Source organism: Streptomyces tuirus (genome assembly GCF_014701095.1).
Lineage (GTDB): Bacteria > Actinomycetota > Actinomycetes > Streptomycetales > Streptomycetaceae > Streptomyces > Streptomyces tuirus.
On the sequence record NZ_AP023439.1, the window covers coordinates 7,492,612 to 7,515,503 of the forward strand.

At 71.0% G+C, this 22,892-nt stretch carries 19 protein-coding genes and 1 pseudogene; 5 read left to right on the top strand and 15 right to left on the bottom strand.

Annotated elements, in window-relative coordinates; translation table 11 throughout:
• Positions 1-236: 236 nt before the first annotated feature.
• From IGS69_RS34045 to mdlC, 3 genes are all read right to left on the bottom strand, one after another.
• The gene (locus IGS69_RS34045) at positions 237-1,520 is read right to left on the bottom strand and encodes an MFS transporter (protein ID WP_190904284.1); all 1,284 of its coding nucleotides are present in this window, start codon (positions 1,518-1,520) and stop codon (positions 237-239) included.
• 60 nt (positions 1,521-1,580) lie between these two features.
• Complete coding sequence (locus tag IGS69_RS34050; protein WP_190904285.1) at positions 1,581-3,035, bottom strand: benzaldehyde dehydrogenase; 1,455 nt, start codon at positions 3,033-3,035, stop codon at positions 1,581-1,583.
• A gap of 66 nt (positions 3,036-3,101) precedes the next feature.
• The gene (mdlC, locus tag IGS69_RS34055) at positions 3,102-4,682 is read right to left on the bottom strand and encodes a benzoylformate decarboxylase (RefSeq protein ID WP_190904286.1); all 1,581 of its coding nucleotides are present in this window, start codon (positions 4,680-4,682) and stop codon (positions 3,102-3,104) included.
• 105 nt (positions 4,683-4,787) lie between these two features.
• On the opposite strand from mdlC, the gene IGS69_RS34060 reads away from it, so the two are divergent.
• Entirely contained in the window at positions 4,788-5,720 is a 933-nt protein-coding gene (locus IGS69_RS34060; protein ID WP_190904287.1) for a LysR family transcriptional regulator, read from the top strand.
• A gap of 250 nt (positions 5,721-5,970) precedes the next feature.
• On the opposite strand, the gene IGS69_RS34065 is transcribed toward IGS69_RS34060, so the two are convergent.
• The 7 genes from IGS69_RS34065 to IGS69_RS34095 all read right to left on the bottom strand — a co-directional run bounded on the left by IGS69_RS34065 (position 5,971) and on the right by IGS69_RS34095 (position 14,378).
• Positions 5,971-6,930 carry a sensor histidine kinase gene (locus IGS69_RS34065; RefSeq protein ID WP_190904288.1) on the bottom strand — a complete coding sequence of 320 codons (960 nt, stop codon included), beginning with the start codon at positions 6,928-6,930 and terminating at the stop codon, positions 5,971-5,973.
• Positions 6,927-7,271, bottom strand: a complete 345-nt coding sequence (locus IGS69_RS34070; protein ID WP_190904289.1) for an STAS domain-containing protein — start codon at positions 7,269-7,271, stop codon at positions 6,927-6,929. The genes IGS69_RS34065 and IGS69_RS34070 overlap by 4 nt, the downstream gene beginning before the upstream one ends.
• 144 nt (positions 7,272-7,415) lie before the next feature.
• Positions 7,416-10,391, bottom strand: a complete 2,976-nt coding sequence (locus tag IGS69_RS34075; protein ID WP_190904290.1) for an AfsR/SARP family transcriptional regulator — start codon at positions 10,389-10,391, stop codon at positions 7,416-7,418.
• Positions 10,392-10,617: 226 nt separating this feature from the next.
• On the bottom strand, positions 10,618-10,869 hold the full coding sequence (locus IGS69_RS34080; protein ID WP_198427733.1) for a DUF397 domain-containing protein: 252 nt from the start codon (positions 10,867-10,869) through the stop codon (positions 10,618-10,620).
• Positions 10,856-12,082: a helix-turn-helix domain-containing protein gene (locus tag IGS69_RS34085; protein ID WP_190904291.1), complete on the bottom strand. Its 1,227-nt coding sequence runs from the start codon at positions 12,080-12,082 to the stop codon at positions 10,856-10,858. The genes IGS69_RS34080 and IGS69_RS34085 overlap by 14 nt, the downstream gene beginning before the upstream one ends.
• Before the next feature lie 327 nt (positions 12,083-12,409).
• Positions 12,410-12,940: an ATP-binding protein gene (locus tag IGS69_RS34090; protein WP_190904292.1), complete on the bottom strand. Its 531-nt coding sequence runs from the start codon at positions 12,938-12,940 to the stop codon at positions 12,410-12,412.
• A 1,231-nt stretch (positions 12,941-14,171) separates the two neighbouring features.
• A complete protein-coding gene (locus IGS69_RS34095) occupies positions 14,172-14,378 on the bottom strand; it encodes a hypothetical protein (protein ID WP_232543723.1) in 207 nt (68 codons plus the stop codon).
• 247 nt (positions 14,379-14,625) lie between these two features.
• Between IGS69_RS34095 and IGS69_RS34100 the strand changes: the two genes are divergently transcribed.
• Together IGS69_RS34100 and IGS69_RS34105 are read left to right on the top strand one after the other, a co-directional pair.
• Positions 14,626-15,129, top strand: coding sequence for a S26 family signal peptidase (locus tag IGS69_RS34100; protein WP_190904294.1), 504 nt, complete (start codon positions 14,626-14,628; stop codon positions 15,127-15,129).
• A gap of 29 nt (positions 15,130-15,158) precedes the next feature.
• Complete coding sequence (locus tag IGS69_RS34105; protein WP_190904295.1) at positions 15,159-17,033, top strand: AfsR/SARP family transcriptional regulator; 1,875 nt, start codon at positions 15,159-15,161, stop codon at positions 17,031-17,033.
• Here IGS69_RS34105 and IGS69_RS34110 read toward each other — a convergent pair.
• The 5 genes and pseudogenes from IGS69_RS34110 to IGS69_RS34130 form a co-directional block, all read right to left on the bottom strand.
• Positions 17,014-19,011, bottom strand: coding sequence for an ABC transporter ATP-binding protein (locus IGS69_RS34110; protein ID WP_332836573.1), 1,998 nt, complete (start codon positions 19,009-19,011; stop codon positions 17,014-17,016). The genes IGS69_RS34105 and IGS69_RS34110 overlap by 20 nt on opposite strands.
• 2 nt (positions 19,012-19,013) lie before the next feature.
• Positions 19,014-19,517 (bottom strand): hypothetical protein, encoded by a 504-nt coding sequence (locus IGS69_RS34115; protein WP_190904296.1) that lies wholly within the window; start codon positions 19,515-19,517, stop codon positions 19,014-19,016.
• A 10-nt stretch (positions 19,518-19,527) separates the two neighbouring features.
• Positions 19,528-20,100, bottom strand: a complete 573-nt coding sequence (locus IGS69_RS34120; RefSeq protein WP_190904297.1) for a MauE/DoxX family redox-associated membrane protein — start codon at positions 20,098-20,100, stop codon at positions 19,528-19,530.
• Between the two features lie 81 nt (positions 20,101-20,181).
• Positions 20,182-20,379: a hypothetical protein gene (locus IGS69_RS34125; protein ID WP_031104392.1), complete on the bottom strand. Its 198-nt coding sequence runs from the start codon at positions 20,377-20,379 to the stop codon at positions 20,182-20,184.
• Positions 20,380-20,608: 229 nt separating this feature from the next.
• Positions 20,609-21,070 (bottom strand): annotated as a pseudogene (locus IGS69_RS34130) (CocE/NonD family hydrolase C-terminal non-catalytic domain-containing protein); the annotation flags it as partial.
• 560 nt (positions 21,071-21,630) lie between these two features.
• On the opposite strand from IGS69_RS34130, the gene IGS69_RS34135 reads away from it, so the two are divergent.
• Both IGS69_RS34135 and IGS69_RS34140 read left to right on the top strand, forming a co-directional pair.
• Positions 21,631-22,239, top strand: coding sequence for a hypothetical protein (locus IGS69_RS34135; protein WP_232543724.1), 609 nt, complete (start codon positions 21,631-21,633; stop codon positions 22,237-22,239).
• A gap of 171 nt (positions 22,240-22,410) precedes the next feature.
• Positions 22,411-22,701: a hypothetical protein gene (locus tag IGS69_RS34140; RefSeq protein WP_190904298.1), complete on the top strand. Its 291-nt coding sequence runs from the start codon at positions 22,411-22,413 to the stop codon at positions 22,699-22,701.
• Positions 22,702-22,892: the final 191 nt, after the last annotated feature.

Below are 22,892 nucleotides of genomic sequence, written 5' to 3' on the forward strand. Positions count from 1 at the left end.
TGCCGATCCCGCCTGCATCGCCGGGAACATTGCCGCTCTGCCGCGGACCTGGCCCACCGCGACCTGACGCTCGCAGGCCAGCCTGGCGTCGGGGTCCGGTGACGGCCCGCCTTGTGCGACGGAGCAGGTATCCGGCCGACGTATTCATGGGTCCAGTGTGGCTGTCGGGGTTCTTCATCGCATCAAGTACCGGGCGGTACGGCCCGTTCGGTGCCGTACCGCCCTTCCGCATTGGGTCAGACGGCCGGTTCGGCGGCCGGCGCGGCCCCAGTTGCCTCCGCCTGTGCCGCGGCGGCCCGGCCAGGCAGGGTGAGCACGGCCAGGAATCCGGCGACCGCCACGGCGGCGAAGAAGTAGAAGCCCCACGGGTGGCCGATGCCCGCCGCCACGAGGGCACCGGTGATCGAGGGGCCGACGATGGAGCCGATACGACCGATGCCCGAGGCCGAGCCGAGGGCGGTGCCGCGGACCGAGGCCGGATAGAAGTGCGTCACGTACGCGTAGACCAGCACCTGGGCGGAGAAGACGAACACGCCGGTGAGGAAGACGACGGTGTTGAGGAGCAGGTCGCTGTGCATCCTGATGCTGAGGCAGGCCAGCAGGGCCACCGACAGCGCGAACCAGCCGAGCGTGGTGGACTTGATGCCCCGTCGGTCGGCCACGAAGCCGCCCAGCACCAGGCCGGCGATCCCGCCGGCGTTGAGGATGAGCAGTTGGGTGACCGCCGTGGGGATGGGGTAGCCGGCGTCGTTCATGAGCTTGGGCAGCCAGGTGTTGAGGCCGTAGACCAGGAGCAGGCCCATGAAGGATGCGACCCAGATGCCGATGCCGGCGCGGAGGTAGGCCGGCTTGAGGAGTTCGCCGAACGCGACGCGTTGGGAGGCGGGCGCTTCCTTGGCGCGGACGAACGCCTCCGACTCCGGCAGGCGGAACCACTGGATGACCGCGACGACGAGTCCGGCGATGCCGAGGACGTAGAAGAGGACCTGCCAGTTGTCGGTGACCTGCAGGGCCAGCAGGGACGTGATCACGGCACCGGTGTGGTAGCCGGTCATGGTCAGCGTGCTGGCGCGCGCCCGGCGTGCGGCGGGCATGTTCTCGGCCATCATGGTCAGCGACGCCGGCATGCAGGCGCCGAGACCGATACTGGCGATGAGCCTGAGCGCGGCGAACATCCCGACGGAGGTGGCCAGGGGCAGCAGGAGGGTGAAGACGGAGAACTCCACCACCGAGCCGATGAGCAGCAGGCGTCGTCCGAATCGGTCGGCGAGCGGGCCGACCATGACGGCGCCGATGGCGACGCCTACGAGCGAAAGCGTTGCGACCGTGGTGGCGTCCGCGGCCGTCATGCCCAGGTGATGGGTCTTGAGCAGGGTGGGGATGATGGCGCCGAGGACGACGAGGTCGTACCCCTCGAGCATGACGGTGATCCAGCACAGGACCACGGTCCAGACCTTGCGGTCGGACATGCCTGGTCTCGAGGCGGCGCCGGTGGTGTTCGGTGAGGTGGTGGGTGCCATGGCTGCGTTCCCTCTGTAGCGGCTACGGGGACGGGACGGGGGCGGACGGGGGAGCGGGGATCAGAACGGGTAGTCGGCGATGTCCGGGCGGACGGTGACCCACTGGGCCTCCGTGAACGCCTCGACGTTGGCGGCGGCTCCACCGAAGCGGGACCCGGTGCCGGAGGCCTTGACTCCGCCGAACGGGGCGTTGGGCTCGTCGTTGACGGTCTGCTCGTTGATGTGGACCTTGCCGGAGTCGATCTGGTCGGCGAGCTTCATCGCCGTACCGACGTCGCCGAGGATGCCGACGGACAGGCCGTACTCGCAGTCGTTGACGATCCGCGCGGCCTCCTCCAGCGTGGAGAAGCCGATGACGGGTGCGACGGGGCCGAAGATCTCCTCGCGCCACGCCCGCATCTCGGTGGTGAGGCCGGTCAGGACGGTGGCCGGGTAGCCTGTGCCGTCGATCTCGCCGCCCGCGGCCAGCGTCGCGCCCGCCGCGACGCTGTCGGTGACGATGCTGTGCACCCGCTCCAGCTGCCGCCGGTCGATGATCGGGCCGAGCGCCACGTCCTCGCGGGCGGGGTCCCCGACGGTCAGCCCCCGGGCCTTCGAGGCCAGCGCGGCGCTGTACTCGCCGAGCAGCGACTCGTGCACGATGTGGCGACCGGTGGTCATGCAGATCTGCCCCTGATGCAGATACGAGCCGAACGCCCCGGCGGATGCCGCCTTCTGCACGTCCGCGCCCGGCAGCACCACCAGCGCGTTGTTCCCGCCGAGTTCGAGGTGGGCGCGCTTGAGCAGACGGCCCGCCTGCTCACCGATCGCACGGCCGACCGGAGTGGAGCCGGTGAAGGAGATGACCCGTACCTCGGCTGCTTCGACGACCGCCTGGCCGACCGCGCTTTCGCCCGGCAGCAGGTGCAGCAGTCCGGAGGGCAACCCGGCCTCCTCGAAGATGCGGGCGATGACCACGCCACCGCTCACCGCCGTACGCGGATCGGGCTTCAGCAGGACCGCGTTGCCGAGCGCCAGCGCGGGTGCCGCCGAACGCAGGCCGAGGATGAGCGGGAAGTTGAACGGCGCGATCACGCTCACGACGCCGGCGGGGCGGCGCCGGGCGAACGACCAGCGGGCCTCCTCGGACGTCAGTACTTCTCCCTGAGGGTGCGTGGGCAGTGCCGCGCACTCGAACGACTCGCCGATCGCCAGTTGCACCTCGAACGCCGCCTTGGCCCGAACCGAGCCCGCCTCGCGTATCAGCCAGTCCTCGATTTCGGCGGCGTACTCGGTGAACAGCTCGCCCGCGCGGCGCAGTACGGCCGCCCGCTGCTGCGGGGGCGTGGCAGCCCAGGACCGCTGCGCCTCGGCGGCCCGGGTGGCGGCGCGGCGCACGTCCTCGGGCGTTGCCAGGCCAACGGTGCCGAGCTGCGCGCCGGTCGCCGGCTCGGTGACCAGGTGCTCGCGGGTGGCGTCCTGCCAGCCGTCGCTGAGGAACTTCTTGCTCCAGACGTCGCTGTCCAGGAGTGTCATGGGTCTTCCTTCCGATACCCGAGGGGGATGACTTCTGCGAGGCGTGTTCGTGGGTGGGCGTCGTGGCTACGACGGTGTCGTGAGCGCGGTGTCCACCTGGACGAGCCGGGGTCCGTCCGGGCGCCCGGACAGCACCGCCCGTAGCTCGTCCACGCTCTCGACGTGCTGGGCGGACACGCCGTAGCCCTCCGCGATGCGGGTGAAGTCCAGGCCCGGGATGTCCAGGCCCGGTGCGTCCGGGACACCCAGCAGGCCGCTGAACCAGCGCAGCGCGCCGTAGGTTCCGTTGCGCAGCAGCACCACGGTCACGGGCAGGCGGTGCTGGGCGGCCGTCCACAGGGCGGTGATGCCGTAGTTGGCCGAGCCGTCCCCGATCACGCCGACGACCGGCCGGTCGGGCTGGGCCATGGCGACCCCGACGGCGCCGGGCAGGCCGAAGCCGAGTCCGCCCGCTGCCGGGAAGTAGTAGGAGCCGGGCCGCCGCAGGTCCATCTGGCGCCACCACGAGGAGTTCGTCGAGGTCGACTCCACCACGTACGCCGTGTCGTCGGGCAGTTCGTCCCGGAGGGAGGCGAAAACCTCCTCGGGATGCAGCCGCGTCCCCTGCCCGGTGGCCGGCGCGGGGGCGGGCCGGTAGTCACCCGGCGGCTCCGTCGCCGCGTCGAGCACCTTGAGCAGCAGCTCGATGACGGCGGCCGGTTCGGCGACCAGAGCCTCGCCCATCGGCGCGCGGGCGGCGGCGGAGGCGTCCTCCGTGACCTGGATCAACCGGGTGCCCTCGGGCAGATACCGGCCGGGCAGGTACTCGTGATAGCGGAAGACCGGTGCCCCGAGCACCAGCACGAGGTCATGACCCTCGAAAGCCTGGCAGACGGGTTCGATCCCCGCCGGCAGCACCCCGCGGAACTGCGGGTGGCGGTTGGGGAAGGGCAGCCGGAACAGCGACGGTGCCGCCCACACCGGAGCGCCGAGCCGCTCCGCCAGCCGCACCGCGTCGTCGAAGAGACCGGCGGAGTCGATGTCACCGCCCAGCACCAGCGCGGGCCTGCGCGCGGCGCTCACCGCATCGGCCAGCCGGCGCCCCTGCTCCGTGCCGGGCACTCCCGCGCGGTGCACCTGCCGGTCCAGCACGGCCGACGCGTTCTCGCCCGCGTCCACCGCCCAGTCGTCATAGGGGACGGAGAGGTAGGTGGGCCGGCGCTGCAACCGTGCCTCGAAGACGGCCTGGGCGAGGGCCCGTGGCACGTCCTGGGCACACGCCGGTTCGGCGGCCCAGCCGACGAGCGGCTTCATCAGCGACGGGGCGTCGATGTTGGCGAGGTTGGCCTCCGGTCCGATGGCCGGCCGCACCTGCTGGCCGGCCACGACGACCAGCGGAGTGCGCGAGGCCACGGCGTTGGTGAGCGCGCCCATCGCGTTGCCGGAGCCGGACGCGGCATGCAGGTTGACGAGCACCGGACGTCCCGTGGCCTGCGCATAGCCGTCCGCCATGCCCACCACGGCACCCTCGTGCAGCCCCAGGACATACCGGAAGCCCTCCGGCAGATCGGCGAGGAAGGGCAGCTCGTTGGAGCCGGGATTGCCGAAGACGGTGGTGAGCTCCTGGCGTTGGAGGAACTCATGACAGACACGGCGCACGGATGGCACAGACGTTCCTTTCGCAGCGGCGTCGCAGTGACGCAGGCCACGCTAGGCATCGCACGACATTCGGACCAATAGATGTTGGCGGGCTGCGATATAGACTCGCTCGATATGAGCAGCTTCGATCTCAACCTCGCCCGCGTCTTCGTGCTGCTCTACGAGACCGGCAGCGTCACGGCGACGGCCGAAACCCTCCATGTCACTCAGCCCACCGTGAGCTACAGCCTGGCCAAACTGCGCCGGCACTTCGACGACGAGCTCTTCCGGCGCACCGGCCGCGGCCTGACCCCGACCGCCGGCGCCCAGCGTCTCTACGAGCCTTTGCAGCGGGCCCTGGCCGGTATGGACGCGGTGATCCGGCAGGACGACGACTTCGACCCGGCGACCATGTCAGGGCGTTTCACCGTCGCCCTCTCCGACCTGGGTCAGGTCACCCTGCTGCCCCGGCTGGCCGCGGCGGCCCGCGAGCGGGCTCCCCGTGTGTCGTTCACCGTCCGCCCGCTGGACGTGGACGCCGCCGAGAGCCAGCTGCGCCGTGGTGAACTCGACGCCTTCGTCGCCACCCCGGTCCTCACGTCCCACCGCACCGTTCGCATCCCGCTCTTCCACGAGCGCTACGTCGGTATGGTCGCCTCCGACCACCCCCGCATTCGCGGCGCCTCCGTCACGCTGGCGGACCTCGCGGCCGAACACCACGCGACGGTGTACGGCCCCCACGGCCACGTCGTGCCCCGCTCGCTCCTCGCCACCCACGGCCTCCTGGAGCGCGTCGCCGTCGACGCCACGCGCTTCACGACGCTGCCCTACCTGCTGGAACACACCGACCTCATCGCGATCGTCCCCGAATACGTCGGCGAGGTGTTCACCGCCTCCCACCGCCTTCGCCTGGTGCAGCTCCCGTTCAACACGGAACCGATCGAAGTGGCGCTCTACGCCCGGCATGAGGCCTCACGCAGTCCGTCCGAGCGGTGGCTGGTGCAGTTCATGGCCGATGTTCTGGGGGAGCTGGTCAGCCCCGCACAGCTGCCGCCGAGCGCGGGCTGAGCAGTCGGCCGCGCTGTCGTCATGAGCAAAACGCGCCGGTCGCGCCTTGCCGGGCAGCCCAGTCGGCGGCGGAACCGCCGGTGCTGACGGCCATCACCGGCGGCGGAACCGCCCGTGATGGCTGTCAGCTGGACGGACAGGACATGATGAGACAGCAACGGAGCTCCTCGGGTGCAAGCTGTCCTGGTCGACTGCCTGTACCGACGAACTCCGTCGCTCTGTCAACTGGTTTGCGTGACCCGCCCGCCGCTCAGGCGCTCCGCAGCCGTACCGTCGTCCCGTTCGATCCCGTCCGCACCTGCACGGTGTCGCAGAGCATCCCGACCCCCCAGAGTCCGAAGCCCGAGTCCACCGCGGACTCGGGCGGCTGCCAGCTGATGAACTCCTCGGGCTGCCAGTTGCCGGAGTCGGTGATCTCGCAGATCAGGCCGTCGTCGGGCCAGGTGCGCAGCGTCACCGGGGCGTCGCCGTGGCGGATCGCGTTGGTGGCCACCTCGGTCACGGCGACGAGCAGGTTGTGCAGCGCGTCGGCCGACAGCCCGCAGCGCTTCGCCTGGTCGGCGACGAACGCCCGGACGGCGTGCAGTTCGGTGGGAAGAACGCGCATCGTCGCGGCCGACTGCGGGGAAGAGGCGAGAGGCAGCCGGTCGAGGTCGCGGACGAAATCCTCGGGTTCCCGGTACTGCGGGTTGTCCCGCAGTACGGCACCCTCCAGGATCTTCGGGTGGGTCTGGCGTACGAGTGCGATGGCGTCGGACGACAGGACCGCGGTGTTGTAGCAGCAGCGACTGCGCAAGGGCACGTCGGCGAAGCTCAGGTTGAAGATCGAGTCGTAGCGCACCCACTCGATCGCGTCCCGGTACCGGCTCCAGTCGTCCGACGCCACCACCCACGCCGGGCGTGGACCGAGCGACTTGGCGACGGCGTTCATCGCGGCCATGGCCCGGACGGGGTTCGTGTAGACGTCCGCGGGATCGATGAACTGCACGGCCTGGGCGTCCTGCCCGAGCGAGTCGCGCAGCGCCTCGGCCTCGTGGCCCGGTGTCACCACGAACGTCGGGGCGCCGGCTTCGATGCCCTCGCGGACGTGGGGAAGTGTGCCCGCGAGGAACTCCCGCTCGTCGCCGTAGAGCAGCGCCTGGTGCCGGACCGTGTGGTCGCCCCGCCGGCCGTCGGCCACCGGCTGATCGGCACGTGTCCCGGTCGTCATGAAGTCCCCCTCTGCCCCTGCACGAGCCCCGGCAGGCGTTCCCAACCCACTGTCTCGATGAGGTTCCCCACCGCGGGCGACAGATTGTCCAGGACGAGCCGGAGGGCGCCACCGCGGCTTTCCACGAAGCTCGTCAGCAGGCTGAGCGCGCCGAGGTCGATGAAGGTCAGCCCGGCCAGGTCGAGCCGGACGTCACCCTCCTCGGCCACGTGCGAGGACAGCGCCTCGGAGAGCTCGCCGTGCCGCGTCGCGTCGAGTTCACCGGCCAGCCGGAGGCCGGGCGGATCGTCGGTCGGGGTGATCCGCAGAATGCGGTCTTCGCTCGGTGCTATGACTTCCATGAGACCTGCCGAGTCCGGGGACGGAAATCTTGAAATCCTGCAGTCCTGACCGACTGTGCACGCCACCGGTATAGCGGCGGTAGACCAGTCGCACGCGCGGGCCCGTGAGCACCGATGTCCGGCACCCCCGCAGCCCGGCTCCCGTCACAGCGGCGGCGGTCCGACGGTGTCCGGGCCGATCCGCAGGCTGAGACAGGCGGGGAAGAACGCGCTCCACGCGTGGCCGCGCCAGCCGACGTACGTCGTGAGGTGTCCTCCGCCGAGGGTCCCGGCGCGTTCCAGATACTCATGTGCCTCCTGGTTCCTGCCCTGTTCGAAGCAGAGGGCGCTGATCTCGTGGAGGGCGAAGCTCTGCAGGCTGCTGTCACCGAACTCCCGCGCGTGCTGGAAACTCTCCTCGAAGCAGGTCAGGGCGTCCTCGACGCGGCCCAGACCGCGGTAGGCACGGCCGAGGTCGCCCAGGCCGGTCACCTGGGCCGCACGGTCGCCGGCCTCGTGCGCCAGGTCGAGTTGCCGGGTCTGCAGGGCCACGGACTCCTCGTACGACTGGATCTCCGTCAGGGCGTCCGCGAGGTTGTGCAGGGAGCGCCGTTCGCCCTCGCGGTCGCCTGTCTCACGCCAGATGACGAGCGCCGATTCCAGGCACTGCCGCATCCTGTCGAACTGGCGGTGCAGCCAGTACACCGCCGACAGGTTGTGCAGCGCCCAGGCCTCACTCTCCCGGTCGCCGAGACGCCGGGCGGTACGCACGGCGGCCTCGCCCAGGGTCCACAACTCCCGGGCGCGGGCGTACGGGTAGAGGTACCACTGCAGCAATTCCGTCAGCCGCACAGCGAGGCGCGCCGTCGAGTCGGACTGCGTGAGCGCGTCCAGGACGGTGGCCATCAGGTTCGCGCGCTCGGTGACCAGCCATGCCTCGGCCTCCCTCTGGTCCCTGATGCGCGCCGTCGGGAGACCCGGCGTGCCGGCCAGGCCCGCGGGCACGTGATCCTGCGCGCGACGGTCGAAGTAGGACGGCACCTCCAGGAAGGCCACGGCCTGCTGCGTGGCGGCGAGATAGAAACGAAGTACGCGCTCCAGAGCCCGTTCGCGCTCCGCCCCGGGCTCCTCCGCCCACACCTGCTCACGTGCGAACAGGCGGAGCAGGTCGTGCATCTGGTAGCGGGCCGGAGCGGGGCTGTTCAGCAGATGCGCGTCCACCAGCCGTTCGAGCGCGTCCTCGGCCGGACCGGTCGACACGCCGAGCAGGGCGGCCGCCGCCGGCAGACTCATGCTGGACCCCGGCACGACCCCGAGGAGCCGGAAGGCACGGGCCGCGGCCTGGTCGGTGGGATGGTCGCCGTGGCAGATGGCGTGATAGCTCGCGTGGAAGCTGGCCCGTACCGACACGTCGCCGACACGGATCTCGTCGAGCCGTCCCTGGGCGTCGGTCAGCCGCTCGACGAACGCGCTCAGGGGCCAGCTGGGACGGGCGGCCAGCCTGGCCCCGACGATCCTCAGGGCCAGGGGGAGGCCGCCGCACATCCTGATGATCGCGTCCGCCGCCTCCGCGTCGGCGGCCACCCGCTCCGGGCCGAGGAGCCGTTCCAGCAGTTCCATCGCCTGGTCGTGGAAGAGGACGCCGAGGTGGAGGTGTGTGGCGCCCTCCAGGGCGGTGAGCATCTCGCGGCTGGTGATCAGTACGGCGCAGCCAGGACCGGCGGGGAGCAGCGGGCGGACCTGCTCCACACCGGCGGCGTTGTCGAGCACCACGAGGATGCGGCGGTCGGCGACCATGGAGCGGAACGTGGCGGCCGCCTCGTCGGGGTGGGTGGGGATGGCCACTTGCGGCAGCCCCAGCGTGCTGAGGAACCGGCCGAGCACGTCACCCGGTTCCAGGGGCGTCAGGCCGACGGTGGCTCCGTGCAGATCGACATAGAACTGGCCGTCCGGGAAGCGGTCGGCGAGCTGATGGGCCGTGTGGATCGCCAGAGCCGACTTGCCCACGCCACCGGTCCCGTCGATCGCGGCGATCGCCACATGCCCGTCGTCGGCGCGGTCCAGCACCTTGCGCAGTACGGAGCTCTCGCCGGCGCGGCCGATGAAGGCGCTGCCGACGTGGGGGAGTTCCCGGGGGACCAGGGCGGGTATGCCTGCCGCGGTCTCCGTACCGCCGGCGGGCGCGCGGTCCTGCCGGGTACGGTCCGGGCGGGCGCGGCCGGACGGAGCGGGGTCGGACGGAGCGGGGTCGGTTTCGGGGGCACGGCCGGCTGGTCCGCGAGCGGTGACGGGCTCGGGGACGGGCCCGGTCCTGGATTCAGCCCGGGCTTCCGGCTTGGGTCCGGGTTCGGGCCCGGGCTCGGGTCCCAGAAGCAGGGACGCGTCGGCGGTGAGGATCCGCTGGTGGAGCTGCTGGAGGGACGGACCCGGTTCGATGCCCAGTTCCTCGGCCAGACGGTGGCGCAGTTGCCGGTAGGCGGCCAGGGCGTCCGCCTGCCGGCCCGACCGGTACAGCGCCAGCATGAACTGGCCCCGCAGGGCTTCCCGGAGCGGATGTTCGGCGATCAGTGCCTCGAGTTCGTCCAGCACGGCCTCATGGTGGCCGAGCCGCAGCCGCGCTTCGATACGTAACTCCCGCGCCTGCGTATGACTCGCCGTCAACCGCGAGGCCTCCGCCTCCAGGGCGGGTGTCGGCGGCACGTCGGCGAACGGAACGTCGCGCCACAGGTCCAGCGCCTCGTCGAGCAGGGCGGCGGCTGCGGCGGCCGCATCGGCCGAGTTCCGGCCGAGTTCCTGTCCGCCCCGCTTCACCAGTTCGACGAACCGGTGGGAGTCGACCTCGTCCGGTGCCACGACGAGCCGGTACCCGTGGGCGCGGTAACCGTGCACATGCGTCACCAGCAGCTCACCCGACTCGTCGCCCAGCGCGCGCCGTACCCGCGAGACATAGCCCTGCAGCAGCTTGTTCACGCTCTGCGGAGGCCGGGCGCCCCATAGTTCCGCGATCAGCCGGTCGGTGGACACCAGCTGGTTCGCGTCGCAGAGGAGCACCGCCAGGAGCATCCGCCACTTGGCCGGGGCGAGGGGAACCTCCTGACCGTCGCGCAGGAGCTGGAGCGGCCCAAGTATCCGATACCGCATGTCACGCACCGTACGCCGTCACCCGGTCCGGCAGGGTCGGACGCACGCCGGTCGCGCGGCAGGACGCGGGCGCCGGCCGAGTGATCGGGCCTGGCCAACCATGTGGTGTCCCTCTCCTGGGCGACGGTGACGCGGAACGCGCGGATCACGGATTCTCGGCTCGAACTCCCTTGAGAGGCAAGACCGCACGCGTACTCGCGTGAACTCTACGACGGCGTCGGAGGCCTTAGGAACCTTTGCGGCCTCCAAGGCCTTCAAGGCCTGCGAGCCCCTTGAGACCTGCGACGAAGGCCTGCCACTGTTCCCCGGGGAACCTGAGCACCGGCCCGTCGGGAACCTTGCTGTCGCGCACGTCGATGGCGGGCGCGTCGACGGTGTGGGCGTCGAGGGCGTGGGCGCCGTCCGCCACCTCGACACAATTGCCGCCGTTTCCCATGCTGTAGCTGCTCTTGCGCCAGGGCCGTTCAGTGGAATGCACGGTCCAATTCCTCTTTCATATCGCGTATCAGAACCCGTGAGTCGTCCCGGGAGAGTGCCTCGGACTGGATCAGGTTGAAAGCCAGCTTGTGCTGCTGGATCTGGGCGGGGTCGACGGTTGTCTGCCCGCCGATGAACGTCTCCCCGTACAGGACGTCCGTGCCTTCACGGAATCCCATGAGGCGGAAGGGCGTCATGCCGCCGGGGTGTTGCCGGACGTTGAACGGGATGACTTGGAGGTGGACCTTGGGCAGGTCGGCGCGCTCCAGGAGATGCCCGAGCTGCTCGCTCATGACGCGACTCCCGCCGATGCAGCGGCGCAGGACGCCTTCGTCGAGGGTCACCATGACCTGGGGTGGTTCGGCTCTGGTGAGGATGCGCTGCCGGTCGATACGGGCGGCCACGAACTGCTCGATCCGCAGTTTCGGGGCGACCGGGTGGGCGGCGGTGAAAATGGCGCGCGCGTACGCCTCTGTCTGCAACAGGCCGGGAATGGCAACGGACTCGAATTCCTGGATGAAGCCGGCTCGCTGTTCCAGCTCGATGACATGCCAGAACCAGTCCGGATATGCGGACCGGATGAGCAACGGCCACAGTTTCACCAGCGTGCCATCGGCACCCAGGAGCCGGTCCGCCCGTTGAGCGAAGTCGTACGACGGCATCTGCTGGGCATTCTCGATGCGTCCGGCCGTCGTCTCGGTGCAGTCCACGGAATCGGCGAACTCCGCCTGGGTGAGTCCGACGGTGAGCCGGTACCGCCGGACCTCACGACCGAACCGGGACAGCAGTGACGAGATGCTCTCCGCGGACGCCGCCGACGTCTCGCCCCCCTGCACCGCGACGAGCGGCCGACCGCCGTGGGACAGCCAGGCAACTGTTCCGTCCGGTCCGGGTGCGGCCCACGCGACGGGCGTACGGCTCCACGACGGCTCCGTCCCCGTCGTCCCGGCGTGTGCCGTCCCGGCGTGTGTCGTCCCGGCGTCCGTCGTCGCGGCGGAGACGCGGCTGAGCAGACCCCAGGCGTAGACGTCCGGGCCGACTGCGGCGGCCAGCGCCGCCTCGATGCAGGCGCGTGCGCTGTCCTCGGTCACGCAGGTACCGCACGGCCCGTGCTGATGCCGGCTGTTGGAGACGTGGTGGATGTCCCACCGGTAGAGGCTTCCGTCCGGCCGGTCGGACGCACCCTGGCCGTTGTCGTTCATCACGCCGGTCACTGGTCCTCCTCAAGACCGCCTGCGGAGGCGGCGATTACCCGTTCACCGTGCCTGTGAGCGGGAGAGCAGCGGTATACCGGCGGTAGGAACCGGTAGGCCCGGTGCCCGGGAGCAAGGACCGGACGGGGTTCCGGCCGAGTCCTGGCGGTACTGGGGCGGCATCCCTCACCCGCCCCGGACTCAGGCTCCACCGCTCGCTCTTGCCTTCTACCGCCGCTCTGGCGAGGAAAGACTCACCGAGCGACGGAAGGCTCAACGGGGCGAGGCGGAGGCGGTCCGGGCGGTAGGGGCGGTCCGGGCGGTGGGGCGGTCGGGGCAACGAAACAATCAGGGGTGCAGAGGCGGCCGTGGTGGCTGGACGGCGCCGTCGAGAGCGAGAGTGCACCACGTGGTCTTCCCCCTGTGGGACTCCTGCCGCGACCCCCAGGCGGACGCGAAGGCCTGCACCAGGAACATCCCGCGCCCCTGCTCCTCCTCAAGCCCCGGCTGCCGGACCGTGGGGCGTACCGGGGAGGCGTCGGTGACCTCGAGCAGCAGTCTGTCGCCGACGTGCACGAGGTTCACCGTGATCAGCGCGTCCGGCCCGTGCCTGACAGCGTTTCCCAGGAGCTCGCTGGCGAGCAGCACGCTGTCGTCGATGACGGGAGACGGGCAGCCCCACGCACAGAGGGCTGTACGCACGGCCTCGCGGACTCTGCCCACCTCGGCCGGCACCGGGTGGACGTGCAGGTGCAGGTGCCTGCCGAAGGCGAGGTTGCAGTCCGAACAGGGGAGGCTGCGTCTGCTCGCCGTGACCGGGTCGGCGCCTCCGGCCCTGCGCGGCAGTACGTCGTCGCGGTCACCACGGACGACGGGCACGTCGGCCCAGTCCTCGAGCGGCTCATGGTCCAGAGGTGCGGGACAGGGGCGGCGGGCTGCGTGGGAGCGCGGATCAATACCTGTCATATCGGGTCCATGTGCCGGGGCTGGATGAGAGAGGGTCTGTCTGACGTCCGCATGGTCGACCGCCCGGGGCCGCATGGACCGTGCGGGTCACTTCGTGCGTTCCCAGTCATGGAAGCCCCTCCCCATCGAGGTGCCGCTCACCGGCAGCTTGTACCCGGGCACCTTGCAGCACGTGAGGAGAGCGGTGGTATATCGGCAGTAAGCGGCCAACTCCTGGACGGTCCTGTTACCGCCGGATACATCGCGTCTCAACGACAACTCCCCTGGACACAGGACAACTCCCGCACTCAAAGGAAATGTCGACCACCTCCCCAACTCCACGTCCCTCACCACCTTGGCTCCCGGGTGCCCTCCGGGCGTGCAACCTGGTTGCAACCAAGCGGCGGTTGGGTCGATCCGGAGGCCCCTGCCACCGGCCGATCGCCGCAGATGACCTCCCGGTCCTTGTGGGCGCTGCTGAGAGAGGCCTTCCCAGATGCCTCCTCCGCCCAGTGCACGGTGACTGCTCACCGGCTGCTGAAGGAAGTGCTGCGGCCGACGCTCGACGCAAGTGACGCTATGCAACTGCGCCGAGAGAGCACTCTGGCCCTCCACGCCGGCACCAAGCCGCCGACCGACGAGCGCGAGCATCTCCGCAATCAGTGGATCGTCGAGTCGGTGCTCGGTCGGGTCGTCGTGCCACTAGCCGATCAACGCAACCGGCTCGCGGCCGCTGTCGATGACGTGCGCGCCCTTCATCCAGCGATCCCGGGCGGGAAGTGCCCCACCTGCGAGGTCCTGTCCCCGTGCCCGACGCTGCAGGCAGTGGGAGGCGGCGATGACGGAGTACGAGACGTACGGTGGTACCCCAGTGCTTGCTGGCGTGCGGGCGGGAGTGACTTCGCTGATCACAGAGTGCTGGTCGCCGCGGCGGCCCCAGCATTTTCACCGACTGCAAGATCTGTCAGAGCGGTCGCCCCAGGGGCAGCAGGGCATCCTCTGGCAGACCGTCCTTCAGGACCGGCAAGCGTCTCTGGGGGTCCCGAAGGACGCCGCCGCCGTCCCCCGGCAGCGGGTGCGGGGCAACGGCTGAGCGGCCTCCGGACGAACAGCGCGCCGATCGGGCCGCGGACGGCGCGTCCGCGGCCCGATCGCCATGTCACCGTCAGGCCGACGGTCGGCAGGGCGAGCTGAGGTAGCAGGTGCCGCAGGAGGTGTAGCCACCGACCACATGGCAGGTCTGCCGGTAGTAGAAGCTGTTGCGCTGGCTGCAGTAGCAGATCTTCTGGAAGGTGGTGTCCGCCTGAGCCACGGCCTTGGGCACGAGCCTGCCCAGAATCTTGTCGCCCATCGTCCCCATGAATCCCATCATTGCCGTTTCCTTTCGAGTACGCACTGCCGGAAAGAAGCAGATTCGACCGTAGCAACGGCAGATACGGCGCTTCGTACAGTTCGGATACAGCGAGCGGAAGGGGCCGGTCCGCAAACCGTGTCCAGCGAACCGCCCGATACACCCATAGACACCCAACTTCCACGCGAGTTGCAAAGGGGGCGAGCAGGGCGCGACGCACCCCCGGGTCTGCCGCGCGGGGGCAAGAAGAAATACATTGACAGGCAATATGGCGGGCGGGCACGATCACACCGACCGGCGGAACCCACGGGGGGTGTCTGTGCCTGTTCTGTTGATTGCCGTTGGGTTCCTTGTCGGCCTCGCCGGCGCCGTCCTTGCCGCGCTCCGTATACGCGGCCGATACACCGTGGTCACCGTGGAAGGCACCAGCATGGCGCCGACGCTTTCGCCCGGCGACCGGGTGGTGGTGGAACGCCGCACCGTCGACCAGGTGCGGACCGGGGACATCGTCGTACTGCAGCCCCCGCGAAGGACGGGCGACTACGAACCGCTGAGCGACCGCGCATGGAACATCAAGCGGGCCGCCGCGCTTCCCGGGGACCGTATTCCGGAAGGAATACCGGGAGGCGGAGACCTCGCCGAGGTCCCGGACGGGCGGCTGGTGGTGCTCGGCGACAATCCGGACAGTATTGATTCCCGTCATCGGGGATTTTTCGAGGCCGACCGGATTATGGGCGTGGCGGTCCGCCGACTGGGCGGCAGTGCTTTGTAAAAATCACATACCGGGGGACAGCCACAAGAATGACCATCGAGTTCCGGGCCCTCGGCCCGCTGGAAATCGTGGACGGTGGCCAGACCGTCCGTATAGCCGCTGACAAGCAGCGCACCATTCTCGCGATGCTGGTCGCCCACCGGGGCGGCGTCGTCTCCGTGCCCGCCCTCGTGGAAGAACTCTGGGGCGGCACCCCGCCCCGGTCGGCGGTGCCCAATCTGCGCACGTATGTGATGCAGTTGCGCCGGCTCCTGCCGCCCGCCGCGGACGGCACGCACCCCCGGCTGATCACGTCCCGCTCCGGCTACGCGCTCCGGACGGACGACGGCGAGACCGACATCGCCTGCTTCGAGGCCCTCGTCGAGCGGGCACGGCAGGCGGCGGCCGGGCACGACCTGGCGGGGGCCACCCGCGCACTGGGCGGCGCCCTGGCACTCTGGCACGGGGCGCCACTGGAGAACGTCGTCAAAGGACCCGCCCTGGAGGGCATTGCGGCGGACCTCACCGAGCGATACCTGAGCGCGATCGAGGCACAGGCGGACGTGGAACTCGCGCGCGGTACCGGGGCGGCCGTGGTCGACACCCTGCGCCGGGCCGTGCGCCGGCATCCCCTGCGCGAACGGTTGCGCAGCCGCCTGATGCTCGCCCTGCACCACAGCGGCGACACGGCCGGCGCGCTCGCCGCCTTCACCGACGCCCGCGAAACGCTGCGCAACGAACTCGGCCTGGACCCGGGGCCGGAGCTGTGCCGTACCCAACAGGCCGTGCTGCGCCGGGAACCGGATCCGACGTCCGTCCCGGAGGTCACCGCCCTGACGACGGCGCGGCCCGCGCACCCGGCCACCGGTACGGTGCCGCGCCAGCTCCCCCGGGCTCCCGGGCCGTTCGCCGGACGGGCGCACGAGACGTCCCTGGTGCGGGACGCCCTGTGCACCCGGGACGGGACGACCGCCGGGGCGCCGGTCGTGGTGCTGCACGGGCCGGCCGGACGTGGGAAGTCGGCGCTGGCCCTGCACGTCGCCCACCGGGCCGCCGCGGACTACCCCGACGGCCAGCTCTACGTCGATCTCGACAGCCCGCGGGCCGGCGCCGGCCCCCTGACCCCGGTCACCGTGCTGCGCCACTTCCTCCGCTCGCTCGGCATGCCCAGGGCGGACGTGCCGACCGCCCTCTCCGAGGTCTCGGCCTACTACCAGTCCATGGTCGCGGGCCGGCGCGTCCTCGTGGTCGTCGACAACGCCTTCCACCGCGGCCAGGTCCTTCCGCTGCTGCCCGCAGGCCCGGGGTGCGCGGTGCTGGTCACGAGCCGGAGCGTCCTGCCCGCGCTGGACGCGGTGCATGTGCCGGTGGACCCCCTGGACGAAACGGACTCCGTCCGCCTGCTGTCCCTGCTGGCCGGGGACGCGCGCGTCACCGCGGAGCCCCGGGCGGCGCGGGAGATCGCACGGCTCTGCCACGGAAACCCCCTCGCGCTCAGCATCGCGGGGGCCCGCTGCGCCGGCCGCCCGCAGGGGAGCCTCGCCGGACTCGCCGCCCGGCTGCGCGACCCGGCGCGCACCCTCGACGAATTACGGGTCGCCGACCTGACGATGCGCTCGGCGTACGCCAGGAGCTACCGGGAGCTGTCGGCCCACGACCCCGAACACCGCGCCGCCGCACGGGCGTTCCGCCGGCTGTGCACCCTCGGGGCGTCCTTCAGCGCGACGCGCGCCGCCGAGGCCATCGGCGCCGCCCTGCCGGCCACCGAGCGGGCCCTGGACTGCCTGGTGACCGTCGGGCTGCTCACTCCGGTGGCGCGTGAGGGGTTCCGGATGCCTGATCTCGCGGGCCTGTACGCGCGAGAGCTCGCCGCCCGCGACCAGGTCCGCTACAGGGAGCCGGTGCTCAGCCGATCGGCGATATGACCGCGTGCGACGGCTCCGCCGCCGGTGCCCCGGGCCGGTCCGCCACGTCCGGACGAGCCGGTGCGTCCGGGGCCTGCGGTGCGTCCAGGGCGTCCACGGCCTCGGGTGCGTCCGGGGCGTCCGGGGCGTCAGGGGCGCGATAGCCCTCGGCCTGGATGGCGAACAGACGCGCGTACTCGCCCTCCCCGGCCATGAGCTGCTCGTGCGTTCCCCTTTCCACGATCCGGCCGCCCTCCAGCACGACGATCGTGTCCGCCTCGCGGACCGCGCCGAGCCGGTGGGAGACGAGCAGGCTGGTGCGCCCCGCCCGGTGTTCGCGCAGCCGGGCGTGGATCTCCGCCTCCGCCTGGGCGTCCAGGCCGGCACTGGGCTCGTCCAGGATCAGCAGGTCCCGGTCGTCGCGCAGCAGGGTGCGGGCGAGCGCCAGCCGCTGCCACTGGCCGCCGGAGAGCACGACCCCGGACTGCGGGTCGTCCTCGGCCTGGTCGGCGAATATGCGGCTGAGCATGGTGTCGTAGCCACGGGGCAGCCGCTCCACGGTGCCGTCGGCATCGGCGAGCCGGGCGGCCTCGCGCAGTCGCGGGCGGTCGTCGAGCGCCTGGAGTTCCCCGACGCCGATGTTCTCCGCCGCCGTCAGGTCGTAACACATGTAGTCCTGGAACAACACGCCCATACGACGGCGCAGTTCGGCCGGCGGCACGTCGCGGATGTCCACTCCGTCCCAGTAGATCGCCCCCTGGGTCGGATCGTAGAAACGGCAGAGCAGATTGATCAGGGTGCTTTTCCCCGCGCCATTCAGCCCGACGAGGGCGACCGCGGTTCCGTGCGGTACGGTCAGGTCGACGCCCCGGAGAATCCACGGATGGTCCTCGGCGTACCGGAACCAGACGCCGCGCAGTTCGATGCCCCGGCGCAGGGCCGGCAGTCGCCCCGAAGGGTCCGCCGACGGCAGGTCGTCGGGGAGCGATATCACCTTGTCGTGGTACCCGAAGACGAGCAGCGCCTCGTGCGCCATCGCGACGTTGTCCACCAGACCGGTCAGGGCGGCCTGGGTACCGGCCACGGCGGCGACGAACGCCGTCACGTCGCCCACGCTCAGGGCCCCGGTTGTGGCGGCCCGCACCGCCCACACGAGTCCCAGTCCCGCGACCACCGTGGACAGCAGCGCGAGGAGGGACTGCGTCCGCGCCTCCTGGCGGTCGAGCCGCTGTTCGCCCTCCTGCCGGATCGCGAGCTCCGTGAGCATGCGCCCCTTGAGGAAGTCGCCGAGGCCGAACAGCCGGGTCTCCATCGCGCTTCGGACGTCGGTGAGAAGCAGCGAGTAGAAGACCTGGCGGCGGACCGCAGGGGAGACTCCCGCGAGCATGCCGACCCTGCGCCGGGACAGGGAGAGCCGCGCGAGGAGCGCGGGGACGGCGGCCACCGTGACGAGTGCGGCCATCGACGGGCTCAGCAGCGCCAGCGTCCCGAGCAGACTCACGAGCGTGATGACGTTGCGCGCGGTGTCGAACAGGCCCGTGGTGACGGGGCCGAGCCCGCCCCCGGACGCCTGCATGGCCATGTTGAGGTCGTTACGGAACCCGGGGTTCTCGAACCGAGACAGCCCCTGCAGCCGGTTGACGGCGCCGTACAGGCGGTCCTGCATCAAGCGGTCCAGTCGGCGGCCCAGTTCGTTCTGCAGGTAACCGCTCAGGTGCGGCAGCACACCGGCCGCGAGGCCCACGGCGGCCAGGCCCGCCGCCAACTCCAGCACGTGTTCCGGTCGTCCGCCGGCCAGGTCGTCCACGACGAGTTTCGTCAGCCATGCCGTGGCGGTGGGCAGCAGGCCGAGGACGACGGTGACGAGCGAGTACGCCAGCGCGTGCCACGGTCCCGCCCGCCAGCACATCGACCAGGCGACCCCGAGGTGCCGCACGGTCTGCCTCGGCCCCGCCGTGGCCGCCCGCCCGGCGGGCCCGGCCTGCGGTCCGTTCTCCACGCTCACGCCGCCGGGGCCGGCTCGGGCAGCTCGGCCAGCTCGGTGGACGCCTGCACCACGGAGCCCTCCCCGTCGACCAGCACGAAGGTGGGGAAGGCCTGGATGCCCATGTCGTCGGCCACGGCGTGGGCGTCCTCACCCCGGATCACCGCCGCGGCCGGACCCACCGCGGCGACCAGCTCATCGGCGCGCGCCCCGTCACCCGACACCACCGCCAGCGCCCCGCACCGGCGGGCCCGGACGGCGAACTTCGGCGCGTGGTCGTGGCAGGTGTCGCACTGCGCGTCGAAGAAGGCCACGAGGGTGGCGCCGGATGCCCGGGCGGCTTCCGGAAGCCGGTGGCCCACCAGCATGCCCGGGTCGTACGAGGAGAAGCCGGGCCGACCCGCCAGCCGTTCGAGTTCCGCGGTGTGCTCGCGCAGCCGGCGCAGCACCGCGAAGGTGAGGAGCAGGTCGAACAGGCACAGCACACCGACCAGGACGACGGCGGCAATCAGAAAAGGCATGAAGGAGACCTCACTTGTGGACGGCGCGTGGACGGGCGGCGACCGGGGCCGGCCGGCCGGTGCGGAAGACGGCGGCCAGGTCGTCGAGCCGGGCGACCAGCAGGGCCGCGACGATCGCCGCGACCGCCGCGATCGCGCCGCCGCCGGCGTGAGCCGGCCATCCGGCGGCGGGCAGCGCGGTCATCACCGCGAAGCCGGCCGCGCCCGTTCCGGCCAGGATCAGGTTGCGGACCACGTGCAGCGGTCCCAGCGGAGTGGCCGATGCTCCGAAGCAACGGCACGGGGCGCGGCGTCCGCCGCGCAGTGCCACCACGATGCCCGCGGTGAAGGCGAGCAGCAGGAGCACCGCGGCAGCCAGCCCCAGGGGCGCCGTTCGCGGGGGCACGAGCAGCAGAAGTACCGCGACTTCTCCGGCGATCACCGCGGCGGCCGCCGCCCTCGACACCTTCCGGGGAAAGAGCCGCAGGTCAGTGATCGACCGGGCGAACGAGGCGAAGGCGGTCCTGCTGCGCACCTTTCCGGCGAGCGCCAGCAGAAAGACACCGAACAAGAGAATCCGGCATGTGAAAGCGACGTAGGTCATGCGCGAAGTCCTCGTATGTGGGGCACGGGAGCGGACGGCCCGGACGCGTGCCGGCGCCGCCCGCCCCGCACTCGTGTTCTGTCAGCAGCCGATGTAGCGGACGTTCTCGCACTTTCCGCACGAGGTCCGTCCGCCCACCACGTGACACAGGCGGTAGATCTTGCGCCAGTCGGCGGTGCAGTAGCAGTACTCCCACCAGCTGGTGTCCGCGGACGCGGACGCCTTCGGCACGAAACGCTCGAGCACCCGGTCGGCGACCTTGCTCAATGACGGCATCATGAGTTCCCCTCCTCCTTTCGGCAGACGGTACGCACGCGCCATAGACCGGCCCGTACAGCGGACATACAGCGGCCGCCGGGCCCGCGCCGGTACGGGAGTCCGGGGCGGGGCCCGGGGCCGGCTCCTCAGCTTCCGGCCGGGGGCCACCGGGAGCGTCACGCTGCTGAGTCCGGGTCCTTACGGTCATCCGCGTGCCGGGCGGGTGGCGCAGCGTGTAGTCGTGGTCGGTGGAGATCAGCACCACGCCGAGCCGGTGCCCCTTCTCGACGACGTAGTCCTGGGGCTGCATGGCCCAGCGCAGCCGGTACTCGCGGCCTTCGATGACCGGCGACGGCCGGGCGGCCGAGTCGCGGTTGCGGACGTCGAGCCAGCCCCGCGTCACGATCTTGAAATCGGTGGTCTCGGCGGTGCGGTGCTTCGTCCGGTACGCGCAGCCGGTGTCGCCGGCCACCCCACCCCGGCAGCCGCGGCACGCAGCGCGTCGGTGGTCGTACCGAGGCGCTCGGCGAGGGGCTTCAGCTGGGCGTGCGGGGTGCCGATACCGCGCACCGCGGTGACGAGCGCGACGGGGGAGACGGGCGGGGGCCGGTGGGCGCTGGCGCGGCCGCGGGCTCCGCCTCCGTGCCAGCGGTGTCCTGCGGCTGCTCACCGTCGGCCGGCGCTGCGGGGGCGGCGGGCTGCTTGTTGGCATCCCAGCCGTCCTGGCCGCACCGGTACGCGGCCACCACCCACACGGCGGCCGCGCCCAACATCAACCACGGCGCAGCAGCCCCGAACTCGACCCGCACGTACACGCCGACGGCCACACATTAGCGAGAGGATCCGGACCGGACGGCGGCCCTGTTCCCCAGCTCTGTGCGGGAGGGCGTCGAGAGCAGAGTGCAGAAGGCGTACAGCGCGCGATCGAAGTACGTATACGGAGACCTGCTCGCTGACCAGAAGGAGGCCGAACTGCGCGAGCTCAGGCTGCTCGTCCGGCAGGTCGTCCTGCGCTGGCTCATCCTCACCCCCTGCGACACTCAAGACCTCGCGCCTCGTCTCGACGCCGCAGCCGACTGCACCAGCTGGGCGCGCGCCGTTGACGAACCTCTACGCGCCTTTTCCAGGAGTCACCGCCACAGGACGGCATCCGGAGCTGAGCCCAGCACTGCCGCCGTGACTGCCATCGTCGCCCACAGCCGAGATGCAGTCAGATCGGCTCCCGGCTGCACCACCAAGTCACCGCTGTCACGCCAGGGATACCGTGGCCGGGTGAACGGATCGAACGCACCGGCCGGGTCAGTTGCGCCCACCTGGCGGCCCGACGTGCCGGGGGCCTTGCTGTCCCTTCTGGGAACCGATGAGAGGGCCGTCGCGTTTTTTGCCGGCGTCGCGGATCTCGACGCGACGGACCCGGACTCTCACGTGTTGGAAGAGGGGGTCCGGCTCGCCTCCGGGGCCCGGCTGGAGCAGTTCGCGCGAGCCGGGTCGGGGGACGCGTTCTGTTTCGTCGGCGAGGGCGGTGAGGAACGCCCCGTGGTGTACGTGGGCCTTGACGGCGAGGCCGGCCTGCTCGCGCTCGGACTGCCGGAGTTGGTGCAGCTGTGTCTCGTGGCGCCGTGGTGGCGAGACGCTCCAGGCCGGACGCCCGAAGAACTTCAGGCGATCGCCGACGAGTACCGGCAGGACGTGCCTGACTTTGCGCGGCGACGGGACCGTGCGGCCCGGGCGCTCGGTATCGACCTGGATGAACTGCCATCCGAGGCGACGGTCCTGGCACGGCTCGTGGAGCGCTCCCGCGGGCCGGTGGCAGCGGCTTACCTCGTCGTCGGGTACGAGGGCGATCCGCTCGACCCCCTCTTCAACACCGCCTGCCCCTGATTGACCGGCCACCGGGCCCGGCAGGCCCCTGGCTGGTGCGTGTGTGGTCGACGCCCTTGAGTACGGCGGCGCGCAAGATCCCGGTGGGTGATCTTCGCTGTGACGTACAGGTCGCGCGGGCTCATCGATCTTTTCGGCGACAGCCCGCTGCGACGCTCGTAGGATGCCTACATGCCCAAGCCGTTACGGATGAGCCGCCGCCCGTGGGTTGCCGTGTGGGCGGTGCTGTGTGTGGCCGGCATCGCTGCCACCGCTGCACTGAACGCCTTTCCGGCGTCTGACCCGCAGCCCGAGAAGCCCGTCAGCGCGGAGTGCGCCGCGTACATCGCGGACATCGAGGCGCAGCTGGCCAAGGCCAAGAGGGAAGGCAACGACGATGGCGTGCTGGCCTTCAGTCGAACCCGGGTCGGCGCGGACGACTGCAGCGATGAAGTTCTCGACCACTTCAGCGGCGACCGGTGAGTCGCCGTACAGGGCTCGCCGCTATGGCGGGGCTGATCTGTGCCGGTGTCGTGGCGTTCATCGCTGTGAGCGCCGCGAGGGAACCACAGTCGCAGCCCACTCCGCCGCGGGTGTACTCCTCCTGCCTGGCGGCCGACACCAAGCCGATGCCGGTGGGCGACGACCCGTGCGACGGCAGTTGAAGAACCACT

What these genes read in the sequence shown, in the direction of transcription:
- IGS69_RS34045 (WP_190904284.1), bottom strand. Translation starts at nt 1,520, where the DNA reads ATGGCACCCACCACCTCACCGAACACCACCGGCGCCGCCTCGAGACCA.
- IGS69_RS34125 (WP_031104392.1), bottom strand. Translation starts at nt 20,379, where the DNA reads ATGATGCCGTCATTGAGCAAGGTCGCCGACCGGGTGCTCGAGCGTTTC.
- IGS69_RS34105 (WP_190904295.1), top strand. Translation starts at nt 15,159, where the DNA reads ATGACCATCGAGTTCCGGGCCCTCGGCCCGCTGGAAATCGTGGACGGT.
- IGS69_RS34060 (WP_190904287.1), top strand. Translation starts at nt 4,788, where the DNA reads ATGAGCAGCTTCGATCTCAACCTCGCCCGCGTCTTCGTGCTGCTCTAC.
- IGS69_RS34120 (WP_190904297.1), bottom strand. Translation starts at nt 20,100, where the DNA reads ATGACCTACGTCGCTTTCACATGCCGGATTCTCTTGTTCGGTGTCTTT.
- IGS69_RS34065 (WP_190904288.1), bottom strand. Translation starts at nt 6,930, where the DNA reads ATGACGACCGGGACACGTGCCGATCAGCCGGTGGCCGACGGCCGGCGG.
- IGS69_RS34070 (WP_190904289.1), bottom strand. Translation starts at nt 7,271, where the DNA reads ATGGAAGTCATAGCACCGAGCGAAGACCGCATTCTGCGGATCACCCCG.
- IGS69_RS34115 (WP_190904296.1), bottom strand. Translation starts at nt 19,517, where the DNA reads ATGCCTTTTCTGATTGCCGCCGTCGTCCTGGTCGGTGTGCTGTGCCTG.
- IGS69_RS34050 (WP_190904285.1), bottom strand. Translation starts at nt 3,035, where the DNA reads ATGACACTCCTGGACAGCGACGTCTGGAGCAAGAAGTTCCTCAGCGAC.
- IGS69_RS34140 (WP_190904298.1), top strand. Translation starts at nt 22,411, where the DNA reads ATGCCCAAGCCGTTACGGATGAGCCGCCGCCCGTGGGTTGCCGTGTGG.
- IGS69_RS34100 (WP_190904294.1), top strand. Translation starts at nt 14,626, where the DNA reads ATGGCGGGCGGGCACGATCACACCGACCGGCGGAACCCACGGGGGGTG.
- IGS69_RS34095 (WP_232543723.1), bottom strand. Translation starts at nt 14,378, where the DNA reads ATGATGGGATTCATGGGGACGATGGGCGACAAGATTCTGGGCAGGCTC.
- IGS69_RS34075 (WP_190904290.1), bottom strand. Translation starts at nt 10,391, where the DNA reads ATGCGGTATCGGATACTTGGGCCGCTCCAGCTCCTGCGCGACGGTCAG.